The organism is Mycobacterium persicum, from assembly GCF_002086915.1.
In the GTDB taxonomy this organism is placed as follows: domain Bacteria; phylum Actinomycetota; class Actinomycetes; order Mycobacteriales; family Mycobacteriaceae; genus Mycobacterium; species Mycobacterium persicum.
Genome location: NZ_MWQA01000001.1, coordinates 4,620,642 through 4,633,324, shown reverse-complemented (window position 1 = coordinate 4,633,324; position 12,683 = coordinate 4,620,642). Strand labels below are relative to the sequence as shown.

The 12,683-nt window shown below is 63.4% G+C and carries 15 protein-coding genes and 1 pseudogene; 4 read left to right on the top strand and 12 right to left on the bottom strand.

Translation table 11 applies throughout. The annotated features are described in order from the left end of the window. Positions 1 to 136 precede the first annotated feature (136 nt). The 8 genes from B4U45_RS21160 to B4U45_RS21125 all read right to left on the bottom strand — a co-directional run bounded on the left by B4U45_RS21160 (position 137) and on the right by B4U45_RS21125 (position 7,751). Positions 137 to 1,417, bottom strand: a complete 1,281-nt coding sequence (locus B4U45_RS21160; RefSeq protein WP_219859504.1) for a fatty acid desaturase family protein — start codon at positions 1,415 to 1,417, stop codon at positions 137 to 139. Between the two features lie 90 nt (positions 1,418 to 1,507). After that, a complete protein-coding gene (locus B4U45_RS21155; RefSeq protein ID WP_075548324.1) occupies positions 1,508 to 2,653 on the bottom strand; it encodes a ferredoxin reductase in 1,146 nt (381 codons plus the stop codon). Between the two features lie 186 nt (positions 2,654 to 2,839). Further along, a complete protein-coding gene (locus B4U45_RS21150) occupies positions 2,840 to 3,202 on the bottom strand; it encodes a thiocyanate hydrolase (RefSeq protein WP_075548325.1) in 363 nt (120 codons plus the stop codon). Positions 3,203 to 3,221: 19 nt separating this feature from the next. Further along, a complete protein-coding gene (scnC, locus tag B4U45_RS21145; RefSeq protein WP_075548326.1) occupies positions 3,222 to 3,923 on the bottom strand; it encodes a thiocyanate hydrolase subunit gamma in 702 nt (233 codons plus the stop codon). Positions 3,924 to 3,933: 10 nt separating this feature from the next. Next, on the bottom strand, positions 3,934 to 4,776 hold the full coding sequence (locus B4U45_RS21140) for a nitrile hydratase subunit beta (protein WP_075548327.1): 843 nt from the start codon (positions 4,774 to 4,776) through the stop codon (positions 3,934 to 3,936). Positions 4,777 to 4,880: 104 nt separating this feature from the next. Then, positions 4,881 to 5,393 (bottom strand): DUF6912 family protein, encoded by a 513-nt coding sequence (locus tag B4U45_RS21135; RefSeq protein ID WP_075548328.1) that lies wholly within the window; start codon positions 5,391 to 5,393, stop codon positions 4,881 to 4,883. A gap of 33 nt (positions 5,394 to 5,426) precedes the next feature. Next, positions 5,427 to 6,299, bottom strand: a complete 873-nt coding sequence (ppk2, locus tag B4U45_RS21130; protein ID WP_075548329.1) for a polyphosphate kinase 2 — start codon at positions 6,297 to 6,299, stop codon at positions 5,427 to 5,429. Positions 6,300 to 6,341: 42 nt separating this feature from the next. Then, positions 6,342 to 7,751: a WS/DGAT/MGAT family O-acyltransferase gene (locus B4U45_RS21125; protein ID WP_075548330.1), complete on the bottom strand. Its 1,410-nt coding sequence runs from the start codon at positions 7,749 to 7,751 to the stop codon at positions 6,342 to 6,344. A 218-nt stretch (positions 7,752 to 7,969) separates the two neighbouring features. Here B4U45_RS21125 and B4U45_RS21120 point away from each other — a divergent pair, with 218 nt between their 5' ends. After that, complete coding sequence (locus B4U45_RS21120; RefSeq protein ID WP_075548331.1) at positions 7,970 to 8,494, top strand: Rv3235 family protein; 525 nt, start codon at positions 7,970 to 7,972, stop codon at positions 8,492 to 8,494. 11 nt (positions 8,495 to 8,505) lie between these two features. Here B4U45_RS21120 and B4U45_RS21115 read toward each other — a convergent pair whose 3' ends face one another. The 3 genes from B4U45_RS21115 to B4U45_RS21105 all read right to left on the bottom strand — a co-directional run bounded on the left by B4U45_RS21115 (position 8,506) and on the right by B4U45_RS21105 (position 10,379). Continuing rightward, a complete protein-coding gene (locus tag B4U45_RS21115; RefSeq protein WP_075548332.1) occupies positions 8,506 to 9,651 on the bottom strand; it encodes a cation:proton antiporter in 1,146 nt (381 codons plus the stop codon). Positions 9,652 to 9,655: 4 nt separating this feature from the next. Then, complete coding sequence (locus B4U45_RS21110) at positions 9,656 to 10,138, bottom strand: cation:proton antiporter regulatory subunit (RefSeq protein WP_075548333.1); 483 nt, start codon at positions 10,136 to 10,138, stop codon at positions 9,656 to 9,658. Positions 10,139 to 10,238: 100 nt separating this feature from the next. Then, positions 10,239 to 10,379 carry a hypothetical protein gene (locus B4U45_RS21105; protein WP_219859583.1) on the bottom strand — a complete coding sequence of 47 codons (141 nt, stop codon included), beginning with the start codon at positions 10,377 to 10,379 and terminating at the stop codon, positions 10,239 to 10,241. 53 nt (positions 10,380 to 10,432) lie between these two features. On the opposite strand from B4U45_RS21105, the pseudogene B4U45_RS21100 reads away from it, so the two are divergent. The 3 genes and pseudogenes from B4U45_RS21100 to B4U45_RS21090 form a co-directional block, all read left to right on the top strand. Then, positions 10,433 to 10,546, top strand: a pseudogene (locus B4U45_RS21100) (ribonuclease domain-containing protein); the annotation flags it as partial. A 15-nt stretch (positions 10,547 to 10,561) separates the two neighbouring features. Then, positions 10,562 to 11,059 (top strand): barstar family protein, encoded by a 498-nt coding sequence (locus tag B4U45_RS21095; RefSeq protein WP_075547806.1) that lies wholly within the window; start codon positions 10,562 to 10,564, stop codon positions 11,057 to 11,059. 145 nt (positions 11,060 to 11,204) lie between these two features. Further along, positions 11,205 to 11,645, top strand: a complete 441-nt coding sequence (locus B4U45_RS21090) for a hypothetical protein (protein ID WP_241780271.1) — start codon at positions 11,205 to 11,207, stop codon at positions 11,643 to 11,645. Positions 11,646 to 11,834: 189 nt separating this feature from the next. Here B4U45_RS21090 and B4U45_RS21085 read toward each other — a convergent pair whose 3' ends face one another. Next, positions 11,835 to 12,458 carry an alpha/beta hydrolase gene (locus B4U45_RS21085; RefSeq protein ID WP_158006356.1) on the bottom strand — a complete coding sequence of 208 codons (624 nt, stop codon included), beginning with the start codon at positions 12,456 to 12,458 and terminating at the stop codon, positions 11,835 to 11,837. Positions 12,459 to 12,683 lie beyond the last annotated feature (225 nt).

Genomic DNA, 12,683 nt, shown 5'->3' with positions numbered 1-12,683 from the left:
TACGGGCTGCAGACTGCCAGGGCGGCGGCATGGCCAACGCGACGATCATCGAGCGGTGGTGGCAGGCGCCGAGCGTGTTCTCGCTGCGAAAAGAAGGCCAAAATCTCGCAGTGATTTCACGCTGGGCGACGGACCTTTAAGCCGCCAGATCGTCTGTGGCCGGACCCATCTCGGTACGCCTGGCGCGCCGCCAACCACGTACCGCGGCAATCGCGGTCCGCAAGCCGCGGCGGCGTCCGGTCGCCGGATCAATGCCGGCGAAGCCCGGTTGCAGTTCGGCGAACATCCGCTCGCTGCGCGTTTCCGGCGCGTCGTCGGCATTGTCGCGCAGGTACTTGTTCGGCAGCGACAGCTTGGCCAGCGTGCGCCACGTCTTGGCGTACTGCACCAGGAACGGGCCTGTGGTGTAAGGCAAGTCGTACTTGTCGCACACCTCGCGCACCCGCACCGACATCTCGGCGAGGCGGTTGCTCGGCAGGTCGGGATATAAGTGGTGCTCGATCTGGTGGCATAGGTTGCCGCTCATGAACCGCAATGCGGGCCCGGCCTCGAAGTTGGCACTGCCCAGCATCTGGCGCAGGTACCACTGGCCCTTCGTCTCGCCGATCATGTCCGTCTTGGTGAACTTCTCAGCGCCGTCGGGAAAATGCCCGCAGAAGATCACGGCGTTGGACCACACGTTGCGGATCACGTTGGCCACTGCGTTGGCGGTCAAGGTGGACCTGTAGGTCGCGCCGGGTGACAACGAGGTCAGCGCCGGGAACGCGACGTAGTCCTTGAACAGCTGGCGGCCGGCCTTGCCGGTGAACTCGCGCAGCCGGATCTTGGCGGCGTCGCGATCCGCCCGGCCCTTGAAGATCTTGCCGATCTCCAAGTGCTGCAACGCAACTCCCCACTCGAAGCCAATCGCCAGGATGGTGTTCCACACCAGGTTGAAGATGTTGTACTTCTTCCACCGCTGATCCCGGGTGACGCGCAGCATGCCGTAGCCGACGTCGTCGTCCATGCCCAGGATGTTGGTGTACTTGTGGTGCACGAAGTTGTGGGTGTAACGCCAGTGCTTGGACGACCCGCTCATGTCCCACTCCCAGGTCGAGGAGTGAATCTCCGGGTCGTTCATCCAGTCCCACTGGCCGTGCATCACGTTTTGGCCGATCTCCATGTTCTCGATGATCTTGGCCACGCCCAGGGTCGCCGCCCCGGCCCACCATGCGCTGCGCCGCGAGCCGGCAGCCAGCATCAGCCGGCCACTGACCTCCAACGCACGCTGGGCGGCAATGGTGCGGCGGATGTAGCGGGCATCGCGCTCGCCACGAGAATCTTCGATGTCCTGGCGGATGGCATCGAGCTCAACCGCAAGGTTTTCAATGTCGGCGTCCGTGAGATGCGCGAATACGTCGACGTCGGTTATCGCCATTGTCTTCTCCCTACGTCGTACGTTTCCTTGAATCGATTACGTACCTACGCCATCGTAGGCTACGTATCCGTAAGTTACCAGCGGGTAGCTTTAGATGTCGACCACACAGTCACCCGAGGCGGCCGACACACAGGTCTGGATCCGGGTGCCGGGGTCATGTTCCTGACCGGTCCGCAGGTCACGCACGTGGCCCGCTACCAGGTCGACCACACATGATTGACAGATGCCCATGCGGCAGCCGAAAGGCATCTGCACACCGGTACCCTCGCCCGCATCCATCACCGATGTCGCGGCATCCGCCGCCGCGGACTTGCCACTACGGGCGAACGTGACCGTGCCACCCGCGCCGGCGGGTGCCGCCTTGGACATCGCGAACCGCTCCAGGTGCAGCCGGTCGCTAATACCGGCTGCGGCCCAGATTTTCTCGGCCTGGTTGAGCATGGCGGAAGGACCGCACGCCCAGGTGTGCCGGTCGCGCCAGTCGGGCACCTGCTCATCGAGCCGGGTGAGATCCAGTCTTCCCTCGGTGCGGGTCGTGCGCACCGTCAGCCGATAACCGGGATGATCATCGCTCAGCGCGGCCAGCTCGGCGGCAAACATCACGTCAGCTTCGGTGGGCGCCGAATGCAGATGCGCGATATCGGTGATCTGGTTGCGGCGCAACAATGTTCGCAGCATCGACATCACCGGGGTGATTCCGGACCCGGCGGTCAGAAACAGCATCGACGGCGGCGCCGGATCGGGCAGCACGAAGTTTCCCCGGGGGGCGGCCAGTCGCACGACGGTCCCCGGTTCGACACCGGCCACCAGGTGGGTGGACAGGAAGCCTTCGGGCATCGCCTTCACGGTGATGGTGATGGTGCGCGCGGATCCAGACGTCCCGATTGGGCTCGACGTCAGCGAATACGAACGCCAGCGCCAGCGCCCGTCGACCAAGAGGCCGATCCCGATGTACTGGCCCGGTTGGTAGTCGAAACTGAAGCCCCAGCCCGGCTTGATGACCAGGGTGGCCGAGTCTTCGGTCTCGCGGCGGACTTCGAGGATACGGCCCCGCAATTCGCGCGCCGACCACAGCGGATTGGCCAGCTGCAAGTAGTCGTCGGGCAACAGCGGTGTCGTGATCCGCTCCGCAATCTTGCGCAGCGCGTGCCAGCCCGGATGCCGCTCTGCGCCGGCGACGGTCGGCCGTCTGGTGTCGGCGACTTTGGCGTTGATCACCGCGTGTTTCTTACTCATGCGAAGCTCCTGATTGCGGCGCGGCCATTGGCTTCCGCCTGGGTAGCGGGCAAGCTCAGGCCCACGTCATAAGGCTACGGTACCGTAACTTACGGTTGCGTAGCTAGGCCGGAATGTGCAAGTTGCGTCACAGGACGGTCAGGATGCAAGCGGGACGGCCGGTGTTACCCGGTGACCGGGAGCCGGTCAGGCTTCCAGGCGCTTTCGGATGTCGGACAGCCGTTGTGCCAGCTCTGCTTGCCCGATGACCCCACGAGCAACCAGTGAATGGGCCAGTGACACCAGCTGGTTCTCCGGATAGGGCAGGCTGGAATACCGGCTCTCCGAGAGGATGTCTTCCTCATCGCGTCGCTGCTTGAAATCAGGGATGTCCGCGGTGCAGGAAGCGCGGTCGAGGGCGTCGCACAGGCCGTCCAGGCTGGACTTCCACGGCGGCACGGGATTGCTCACACCGTACTTTTCGGCCATCCGCGACCAGACCTGGTTGCGCTCCACGATCTGCTGCAACGGCGCGATGGTGCGCTGCTGGATCGGATCCTGTGGCCTCATCTTCTGTATCTTCTGCCCGTCACTCGGCTGGATGTATCGCGGCCCTGGTGGCGGTGATGACGTTGCTCGTGACACCTGGCTTGGGCAGTGCCACACCGATCACACAGTCGCGGGTGACGATCTCGGCCAGCTGATCCTCGTCCCAGCCCTCGGTTCCCTCCGGGCGCATGGGCATGACCATGAAGCGGTGCTTCTGGTTGGAGTCCTCTACCCGGATAGCGACGTCGTCGGGCAGATAGAGCCCGAATTCCGCTAGCACCTGACGTGGCCAGCGGACCATCCGCCGGCGATAGTTCGGGGTGCGGTACCACTCCGGAGAGTTCCCGAGAATCGGCCGCGGATAACACGAGCACAATGCGCAGACGATCACGTGATGCAGCGTCGGTGTGTCCTCGAGAATCTGGAACGCGGTGAAGTCGCTCGGCGTACCGAAGCCGGTGGGTTCCAGCCAGTCGACGCCGACCTCCTTGCTGGCGGCCATGGCATCGGTGAGTGCGAGTTGCTTGAACTCGGGATCGAGCCACGCGCGTGCCACCAGGTGCGAGGCCGGTGTGGGGTTGATCTGTTCGGCGAACTCGGTGAAGTGTCGATGCTCTTCGGCGGTGAAAATGCCCTTCTCGATGCACAATTCGCGCAACGCGATCTCGAGAACCTCGAAGTCGGTGATCTCGTCGACCGTGGGGGCAAGCGCTCGCTCGTGGTCGTGATCATGATCGGTCATCTCGTAACTCCTACCCTCGGGCCGCCGTCAGCCACCGCTCGGGAAGCTCCGTCTGCAGGGTGTCGGTGGCGGTCCCGGTGTATCCGTGCCATAGCTCGGAGAGGTTGAACCGCACGATGTAGAACCACTCCGGCCGCGCATCGGGCCGGTCCCACGTCTCGTCCTCGGGGGCCGGGCTTTCGTAGGCGACCGATGCGATTTCGCCCGTGGCGCCCCGTACATATTCCGGGGTGCGGGTGTACAGCAACGCGGGCAGTTCACGTACCACCACCGGGTCGCCGACGCGGAACCTGGGCTGCCCGGCCTGACCGGCGTACACCTGCGGATCGCCTTTGCCGACTGCGTGGGTGTGGTGCGCATTGCGGATAACGCTGGTGCCGTCACCTTCTGAATTCGGTTGTGCTGCAAGCTTCTTCCCGTCGAGGCCGCCGGCATAGCGGGCCTTGACCGCTGCCATTCGTTCACTGAGCTCGCCCAGGCTGATGTGATGCTTTTCCACCAGCACCCGCGCCACCGCCCAGAGCCAGCGACCGTAGTAGGGGAAGCCCAGATAGACCGCGCGTCCCACGTCGACGTTGCCGATCCGCCGGCGCTCCTCCGACAGCCAAATGCCGCGCCACGCAAGCACTTCGCAGAGCACATACGTCATGTGCTCCCAGTACTCGTACTGCTTGTTCTCGTACGTCATGGGCGCGTCCGGCTCACCGCCGACGTCGTGGTTGGTCTTCATGTACGCCCAGAAGCGATCGTGGTCGAGCAGGTCGGGAGTGGGCGCGTCAGGAAGCTCGGGATAGGCCGACTTCAGCCGGGCAACCAGATCGAGCTGACGGGCACGGTCAGCGGCGGTACTCATGACCACTCCTCTGGCATCGGAGCGTGGGACGGTGCAGGTGATGCTACTACCCGACAGCACAATCAATCTGAGACCGAGGCCGGTTGACACCTGGCAATGCGCTGTCAAAGCAAGTCGAGCAGGAACGGCAACTCCTGGTTGGCATACCACGCCAGATCGTGGTCCTGGGCGTCACCGACAACCAGGTCGGCGTCCTCGTCGCCGAGATCGGCGGCGTCGATCACGGCTATCGCCGCAGTGACGGCCGGTTCGGCGGCGGGGTTGTCGACATAGGCGGCAACCACCCGATCCATCGCAACCGGCGACGTCAGTCTGACGACGGCGTCGTCGAGATCGGGGCGCAACGTGACATCGTCCGCTTCATCGTCCACTTCGGCGGCGATCACCACCCGGCGCGGCGGCAGACCCTCGCCTCCGTCGTCGGCCAGTAGCCGCAGCGACGCCAGCGCGGCCTCCTGCAGCGCCACCTCCGCAAGCTCGTCGTCGTCGCCCTCGGCATATGACTCCCGCAATTTCGGCGTCACCGCGAACGCCGTGCCGTTGACCGGCCACAGTGAACCGTCGGCGACAAGTTGCCGCAGCATGGCCAGGGTGGCCGGGACGTAGACCTGCATCATGGGCCGAGCCGCCGAGTCCGCGTGATCGCCGAGCTAACCATCGATCAACGTCGCCGCATAGTCTTCGACATAGTTGGACAATTCACGCGGCGGGCGCTGGTAGTTGCCGCTCACCAACGGATGTTTGGGCAACTTGACCTTCGGCTTCTCCACGTCGCGGTAGTCGATGGTGGACAGCAGGTGAGCCATCATGTTCAGCCGCGCATGCTTTTTGATATCGGATTCCACCACATACCACGGGCTGGTCGGGATGTCGGTGTGCACCATCATCTGGTCCTTGGCGCGGGAGTAATCCTCCCACCGGTACAGCGATTCCAGGTCCATCGGGCTGAGCTTCCATTGCCGGACGGGGTCGCTGCGGCGGGCCTTGAAGCGCCGCAACTGCTCCTCGTCGGACACCGAAAACCAGTACTTGCGCAGCAAGATCCCGTCGTCGATCAACATGTGCTCGAAGATCGGCGTTTGCCGTAAGAACAGCGCATGCTCTTGCGGCGTACAGAATCCCATGACTTTTTCGACGCCGGCGCGGTTGTACCACGACCGGTCGAAGAGCACGATTTCGCCCTTGGCGGGCAAGTGTGCGATATAGCGCTGGTAATACCACTGTCCGCGTTCCCTGTCGGTCGGCGAGGGCAACGCCGCGATACGGGCCACGCGCGGATTGAGGTATTCGGTGATTCTCTTGATGGTCCCACCTTTGCCGGCACCGTCGCGGCCCTCGAAGACGACCACCAGCCGCGCTCCGGAATGCCGTACCCACTCTTGTAGCTTCACGAATTCCGTTTGTAGCCGGAACAATTCGGCATGGTAGACAGTGGCCGGAATCTTGCGCTTGGCCGGCGGGTTTGACTTCTTCTTCGGCTTCGCCGCCTTGGCCGGCGCGCCGTTGGTTATCGCAGTGCTCACAACAACGGATGGTATCTCCACTAGCCATTTCGACTCGGATAATTACCGAGACGCTTCCAGCAACTCCTCGAGCGATTGGCCGAGCAGGCCCGGCAATAGGTCGACGTCGCTCATCGCGTCGCGGTCGGCATTGATCCCGAAATACAGCATGCCGTTGTAGGACGTCACGCTGATGGCCAGCGCCTGGTTGTGCAACAGCGGCGGCACCGCGTAAGCCTCCAGCAACTTGGTGCCCGCGACGTACATCTGCGATTGCGCCCCAGGGGCATTGGTGATCAGCAGGTTGAACAACCTCGCCGAATAGCTGGTCGCGACCCGGACACCCATCGCGTGCAGGGTGGGCGGCGCAAAGCCGGAAAGCGTGACGATGGTCCGAGCGTCTACCAGGCTCGCTGCCGTCGGGTTCGATTCGGTGGCGTGCGCGACCTGGGACAGCCGCACCACGGGGTTGCCCTCCCCTACCGGCAGATCTATCAAGAAGGGAGTCACCTGGCTCATGGCCTGGCCGGGACCAGTCGAATCGAGTTGGTCATCGACGTACGCCGCCAGCGGAGCCATCGCGCGCACCGTGGCCGTCGGCGCCACCGTCTCACCGCGTGACATCAGCCAGTTGCCCAGCGCGCCGGCGATCACGGCCAGAACCACGTCGTGGATGTCGCAGTCATAGCGGGCGCGTACCGTCCGATAGTCCTCGAGCCGCCCGCGCGCCACCGTGAATCGTCGATTGCGCGAAACGGTGGCATTGAGCGGACTATTGGGTGCGGTGCCGCGCGCCACGGTGCGCGCAACATCGAGAACCCGGCGACCGGCGTCGACGAGTTGGCCGTAGTTGGTGACCGCGCCAGCGACCGCGGAACCGACGGCCTGCAGCTGCGCTCCCGGCCCGATAAGCCAGTCACCGATGGCGCCCAGCACCAACCGGGTGTGGCCGGGGTCGCGCTCCGGTATCCAGATGTCTTCGGGGAACGGCGGTGGATGGCGCGTCCGATCGGCGATGACGTGGCCGATGGCCAGTGACGTCACCCCGTTGATCAGGGCCTGGTGCGACTTGGTGTAGAGGGCAATGCGATTCTTCTCCAGGCCCTCGACGAGATACATCTCCCATAGCGGCCGCGACTTGTCCAGCGGCCGGGCGGCCAGCCGCGCGATCAGCTCGTGCAGTTGCTCGTCGCTGCCCGGCGACGGCAACGCCGAGCGCCTGACGTGATAGGTGATGTCGAACTCGGGATCGTCCATCCACACGGGGCGGGCCATGCCGATCTTCACCTCGCGTACCTTCTGCCGGTAGCGCGGTATCTGCGGCAGCCGCTGCTCGACGGTGGCCAACAGCGTCTCGTAGCTCAGTCCGGCCCGCGGCCGGCGCAGGATCATCAGCGACCCGACGTACATGGGGGTGGCGGTGTTCTCCAGCCGATAGAAAGACGCGTCCGTCGTGGACAACCGGGTCACCATTTACGGCCCTGTCCTCCTTGTCAATTCGTCCCCAATCTGGCGGTTGGATCGATGTGGCTCACGGTTCCCACTCGACGGGGGCCACATTACGGGGCGGGTACACGCCGGCGTGATGTGTGCAATGATGACCGGCAGTTTGTCTGCCACTCTCCAGCAGGCGCGCGGTCCGCATCCTCTCATTGCCATCGTTTGACCTGTGTTGATCTGGAGAGAGCCCGTTGAGCATCAGTCCTATTGTCGAACCGCCTCATCGTCCGACTTTCGCCGTTGTCCCGGTAGTCGAGTACGAACCGCCCACGGGAACCATCCCCCGGTGCCGACAATCAACGCACCCACCCCTACGCCCGCGCAGTCTACGGGCGCCCCGCCGGGCCCGCGGCGAGCATCCGACCAACGAGGGCATGCCGGCACCCATGCGCCAGGCGGCCGTGTTCACCGACGCGGCACTGCGTCGGGTGCTCGAAGTCATCGACCGCCGCCGTCCCGCCGCACAGCTGGGTTCACTGCTGGCGCCCAACCTGGTCCACGCGGTGCTGTCGGTCAGCGACGCGGTGGCCGGTCAGCACGGGACCGCGGTGTTGCGCCGGGTTCGACTGCAACCGGTCGGGTCCGCGGAAACCGCGGCAGAGGTGTTCGGCAGCTACAGCCGCGGAGACCGGATCCATGCGATCGCCTGTCGTGTGGAACGGGTGAGCGCCGGCGGCGGCCCGCGCTGGCTGGTCGTCGCCTTGCACATCGGCTGACGGCCTTCGTCTCAGGCGGCGCTCGGCAGCGGCCCGCCGGTGTAACGCGCCACGACCGGGCCCACGATCGCCATGATGAAGACGTAGGAGGTTGCCAACGCCGCCACCGTGGGGATCGATGCGCCGACCAATCCGATGATGATCAGTGAGAACTCGCCTCGAGCGATCAGCGCGGTGCCCGCGCGCAACTGACCGCGCCGTGCCACTCCGTCACGGCGGGCGGCGTACATCCCGGTCAGTACCTTGGTTGCGGCGGTCACCGCGGCCAGGACGACGGCCACCGGAAGCATCGGAAGCAGCTCCTTGGGGCTCACCGATAATCCGATCGCCAGGAAGAAGATCGCGGCGAACAGGTCCCGCAGCGGACCCAGGACCCTGCGCGCCCGGTCGGCCGTTTCCCCGGTCAGGGTAAGGCCCACCAGGAACGCGCCGACCGCGGCGGATGCGTGCAACGACTCGGCCAGCGCCGCGACCAGCAAGGTGATGCCCAAGATCCGCAGCAGCAGTTGCTCGGAGTCGGGGTGCGCCACCAGGCGGCCGACGTGATGACCCCAGTAGTAGGACGCGGCGAACGCCGCAACAAGGGCGCCGATCGCGGCCAGCGTCCCGCCGAGCGCGTCCAGCCAGCTGCCGCGCAATGCCAGCACCGTGAACATCGGCAGGTAGCCGGCCATCGCGAAGTCTTCGAGCACCAGCACCGACAGCACCGCCGGGGTCTCGCGGTTGCCCAGGCGGCGCAGGTCTTCGAGTAATCTCGCGATGACACCCGACGACGAGATGTAGGTAACGCCGGCCAGCGCCAGGATGGCAACGCCGTCCAACCCGAGCAGCCAGCCGGTCACCGCACCGGGCGTGGCGTTGAGGACGATGTCGACAGCCGCCGACGGCAAATGATGGCGCAGGCTGCTGGCGAATTCGGTCACGGAGAACTCCAGACCCAAGGTCAGCAGCAGCAACACAATGCCGATGGGTGCGCCGGTGCTAACGAAGTCAGCGGCGGCGGCCACCGGCAGAAGGCCGCCCTTACCCAGCGCCAGGCCAGCCAACAGATAAACCGGGATCGGCGACAATGCGAACCTACGGGCAAGGGCGCCGAGCAGGGCAAGCATCACCAAGAGGGCGCCGAGCTCGAATAGCAGCGCCTCCGAAACATCCACCGGCTCAGCCTTTGTTGACGATCTGCCGGACTCCGATGATGCCCTCTTCGGTGCCGATCACAATCAGGACGTCGCGCGCCCGCAGCGTTTCCGCGGGGTCGGGCGAAGCGACCACATCGTCGCCGCGGACGATCGCAACGATCGAGGCGCCGGTGCGGGTGCGGGCGCGGGTGTCGCCCAACGGCCGGCCGACGAAGGGACTCTCGGGCTCGACCGAGATGTGACCTGCCTCGAGCCCGGGCACCTCGCGGGTCAGCTCGGTGAACCGCTCGGCGATTCTCGGTGCACCGAGAATCGCGGCCACGGTGTCGGCCTCTTCGCCGTTGAGGCGGAAGACCGGCCGGCATGCGTCAGGGTCCTCGGCGGTATACAGGACGATGTCGAAATCGCCGGTGCGCCGGGCGATGATGCCGATCCGCTCACCTTGATGGCTGGTGAACTCGTACCGCAGACCGACTCCCGGCAGCAGCACTTCCTTGACATCCATGCCGCCAATACTCGACGAAATGGCATCGAGAGAGAAGTGCCACCGGCCAATTTCATAGCCGATGGCGTCCTTGAGTCTCGGCCTTCGAGGTAGTCCCGCGTCAGAAGGGTGGGGGTTCGTCGTCGGGTGGGGCGGGTCCGGGATTTTCGGCGGACTCGGCGCGCTGGTTTAGGCGGGTGGCGCGGTTGTGGCGGCGTTCGGTGGCGATGCGGTGGGCGCGGGTGCCCCGGCGTTTGGGCATCATGGCGGTTTGTCGGTGCAGCAGTTCGGTGGTGGCATGGTGGGTGAGGGCATGTCAACCCAAGGGTGCCCGACCAGGACCGCGACGGTGAGCGAATAGTCACCGGAAGTGACGGATCCGCGTGGTACACCACTGACCATTACGGCACATTTCATCGGATTCGTTAGCGAGGAACACGAACTGTGAATTTAGACGAATTCGTCTTAGGGGCCGCCGGCCACGGGGCATGCGTCGGTGTGCACACCGCGACTGCATCGGCTTTGGCACCTCCGGACGGTGTCGAACTCCGAACAGTCGACGGATCGCACGTCAAAACGCTCGATGCGCTCTTCAACACCTTCGCCGAAGTGTGGCACTTCCCGCCGTGGTTCGGGCGCAACGCGGCTGCATTCGATGACTTTATGCGCGACTTGGACAACATGATCAATACAGCTGAGGGTAAGCCACCGGCTCCCGGGTACCTTACTGACATCACCGATGCGCACTTGCTGCTGGTTGAACAACCCGACATTTTTCCTTGGTTTGCCAAGTCAATACCGTTCTATCGGGATTACTACCGTGACGAAGCTGATCCGCCAGCGGCATTCGGCCTATTGCTTTCCGCCCCCACCAATCACGTCAATGAAGTTCGCAAACGCTGGCTAACCGCCGGCATCCCGGTCGTGACAGTTTCGGTTTGAACTCGACACGCCGAGCTCTCCAGCTCGATACCGGTGAAGAAAGGTCTCGGGAAGCACTAACGGTACGTCCTGACGATTCGGTTGCTGTGTTCAAGGGCTACCTTACCCAATTCTTGCCTTACCTCGGCAAATGAAGGAATAAGCAATGAATACATCTTTGGTTTCTGAGATACTCGACTTCGAGGTGCACCTGCTCATGACAATGAAGATACGAATGGTCAACAAAAATGCGAAGCTGCTGGAAAACAAGCTAGCCGAACATGGGCTTTCCGTAGCGGACGCACAACGCATACATGAGCGGGTATCCGAAGCTCTTGGCGACGAAGGCTCTCGTTTCGAAAGCATGAAGCAGCTGCTGGGCCTGGGAGGCCTGTCCTCGAAATCACTGGGATACAACAGCGTAGTGTGGCCTGGATTTGACTTCACCGCGACCGCCAGTGAAGAAGGAATGCTTGAGTCGGCGCGGTACTGGCACACGAGGAGCGATTCATCCCGGGTCGATTCGCCAACCGAGTTGCTCCCGTGGAGCATGGACATCGATGAGTTCACGAAACAGTTTGGTCCCTTGACGGATGGCCTCAAGTGAACCCTGTTCGACAAACTTCTCCCCTCTCACGAAGAGTACGAATTTCCCTGGAATGGAGAGCGCCACGGTGCGGCATTCAGCTGGGGGCTGTTTATGTTTGCGTCGGGGTACTGGCCCGAAGATTGATAAAGGAAATTGTTGACTTTCAGAGTTACCTTAACTAAATACTAACAGTACGTCCTGACGGTTTTAGTCGAGGATTGAAACTGCGAGCTCGAATAGCCGTGTTTCGCGGCACCGCAGATCCTCCACCACCGAAAAGTGATTCCGACCTGGGATGACGTATGGCGGACGGGTCAACTGCCGCCACGCGGCCGCCTGGTTGATGCTCTGGCGATGAAACTCGCCGGTTTCGTCGCCGCCAACCGCCAGTAAGAACGGTGCAGTCACCATCGGTCGTTGCACAGCGATGCTCCAGAGCCGCGCGCTTTCCATCGTCAATTTGATGTCCGCACTCATACTGGTGTGGACGATGGGCGTGAGATCATAAATTCCTGATATTGCGAGCGCGCCTCGGAAGGGATCCGACGGCAGCCCGTGGTACGCCCAATCCGTCGTCAATGCCGTAGCGACGAGGTAAGCACCTGCAGAATGCCCGCAAATAACAAAGTTCGCTCGTTCCGCGTCACCCAGAATCCGCCATAAAAAAACGACCGCTCGTCGGCAACTGCACGAAATGTCTTCGATGCTCACTTGAGGGCATAGCGGATAATTGAGCACCGCAACAGAGAATCCACTGGCGACAAGCGCATCAGCGACCCAGGAGAATTCGTTCTTGGAGAAGGACCGCCAATATCCGCCGTGCAGGAACATAAAGACGCCACGCGGACACGGCGCTCTAAAGAGGTCCATCATCTCACGTGGGTGTCGCCCGTATTTAAACTCTCGCGCATGGGGCAGAGCGGCGCGAGTCAGATCCGCCCACCGGGCCCACCGAGCATAATGCTCGGCGGCGTCAGGAATCTGAATCGTCGGATTGTATTGCTGCTCCCAATAGTATTTTGGGATTGGTTGCGACGCCAAAGATCAACCCGGTAA

Coding starts and splice junctions, on each gene's coding strand:
- B4U45_RS21160 (WP_219859504.1), bottom strand. CDS start 1,417: ATGGCGATAACCGACGTCGACGTATTCGCGCATCTCACGGACGCCGAC.
- B4U45_RS21155 (WP_075548324.1), bottom strand. CDS start 2,653: ATGAGTAAGAAACACGCGGTGATCAACGCCAAAGTCGCCGACACCAGA.
- B4U45_RS21150 (WP_075548325.1), bottom strand. CDS start 3,202: ATGAGGCCACAGGATCCGATCCAGCAGCGCACCATCGCGCCGTTGCAG.
- scnC (WP_075548326.1), bottom strand. CDS start 3,923: ATGACCGATCATGATCACGACCACGAGCGAGCGCTTGCCCCCACGGTC.
- B4U45_RS21140 (WP_075548327.1), bottom strand. CDS start 4,776: ATGAGTACCGCCGCTGACCGTGCCCGTCAGCTCGATCTGGTTGCCCGG.
- B4U45_RS21135 (WP_075548328.1), bottom strand. CDS start 5,393: ATGATGCAGGTCTACGTCCCGGCCACCCTGGCCATGCTGCGGCAACTT.
- B4U45_RS21125 (WP_075548330.1), bottom strand. CDS start 7,751: ATGGTGACCCGGTTGTCCACGACGGACGCGTCTTTCTATCGGCTGGAG.
- B4U45_RS21110 (WP_075548333.1), bottom strand. CDS start 10,138: ATGGATGTCAAGGAAGTGCTGCTGCCGGGAGTCGGTCTGCGGTACGAG.
- B4U45_RS21105 (WP_219859583.1), bottom strand. CDS start 10,379: ATGCCCAAACGCCGGGGCACCCGCGCCCACCGCATCGCCACCGAACGC.
- B4U45_RS21090 (WP_241780271.1), top strand. CDS start 11,205: ATGAATACATCTTTGGTTTCTGAGATACTCGACTTCGAGGTGCACCTG.
- B4U45_RS21085 (WP_158006356.1), bottom strand. CDS start 12,458: ATGTTCCTGCACGGCGGATATTGGCGGTCCTTCTCCAAGAACGAATTC.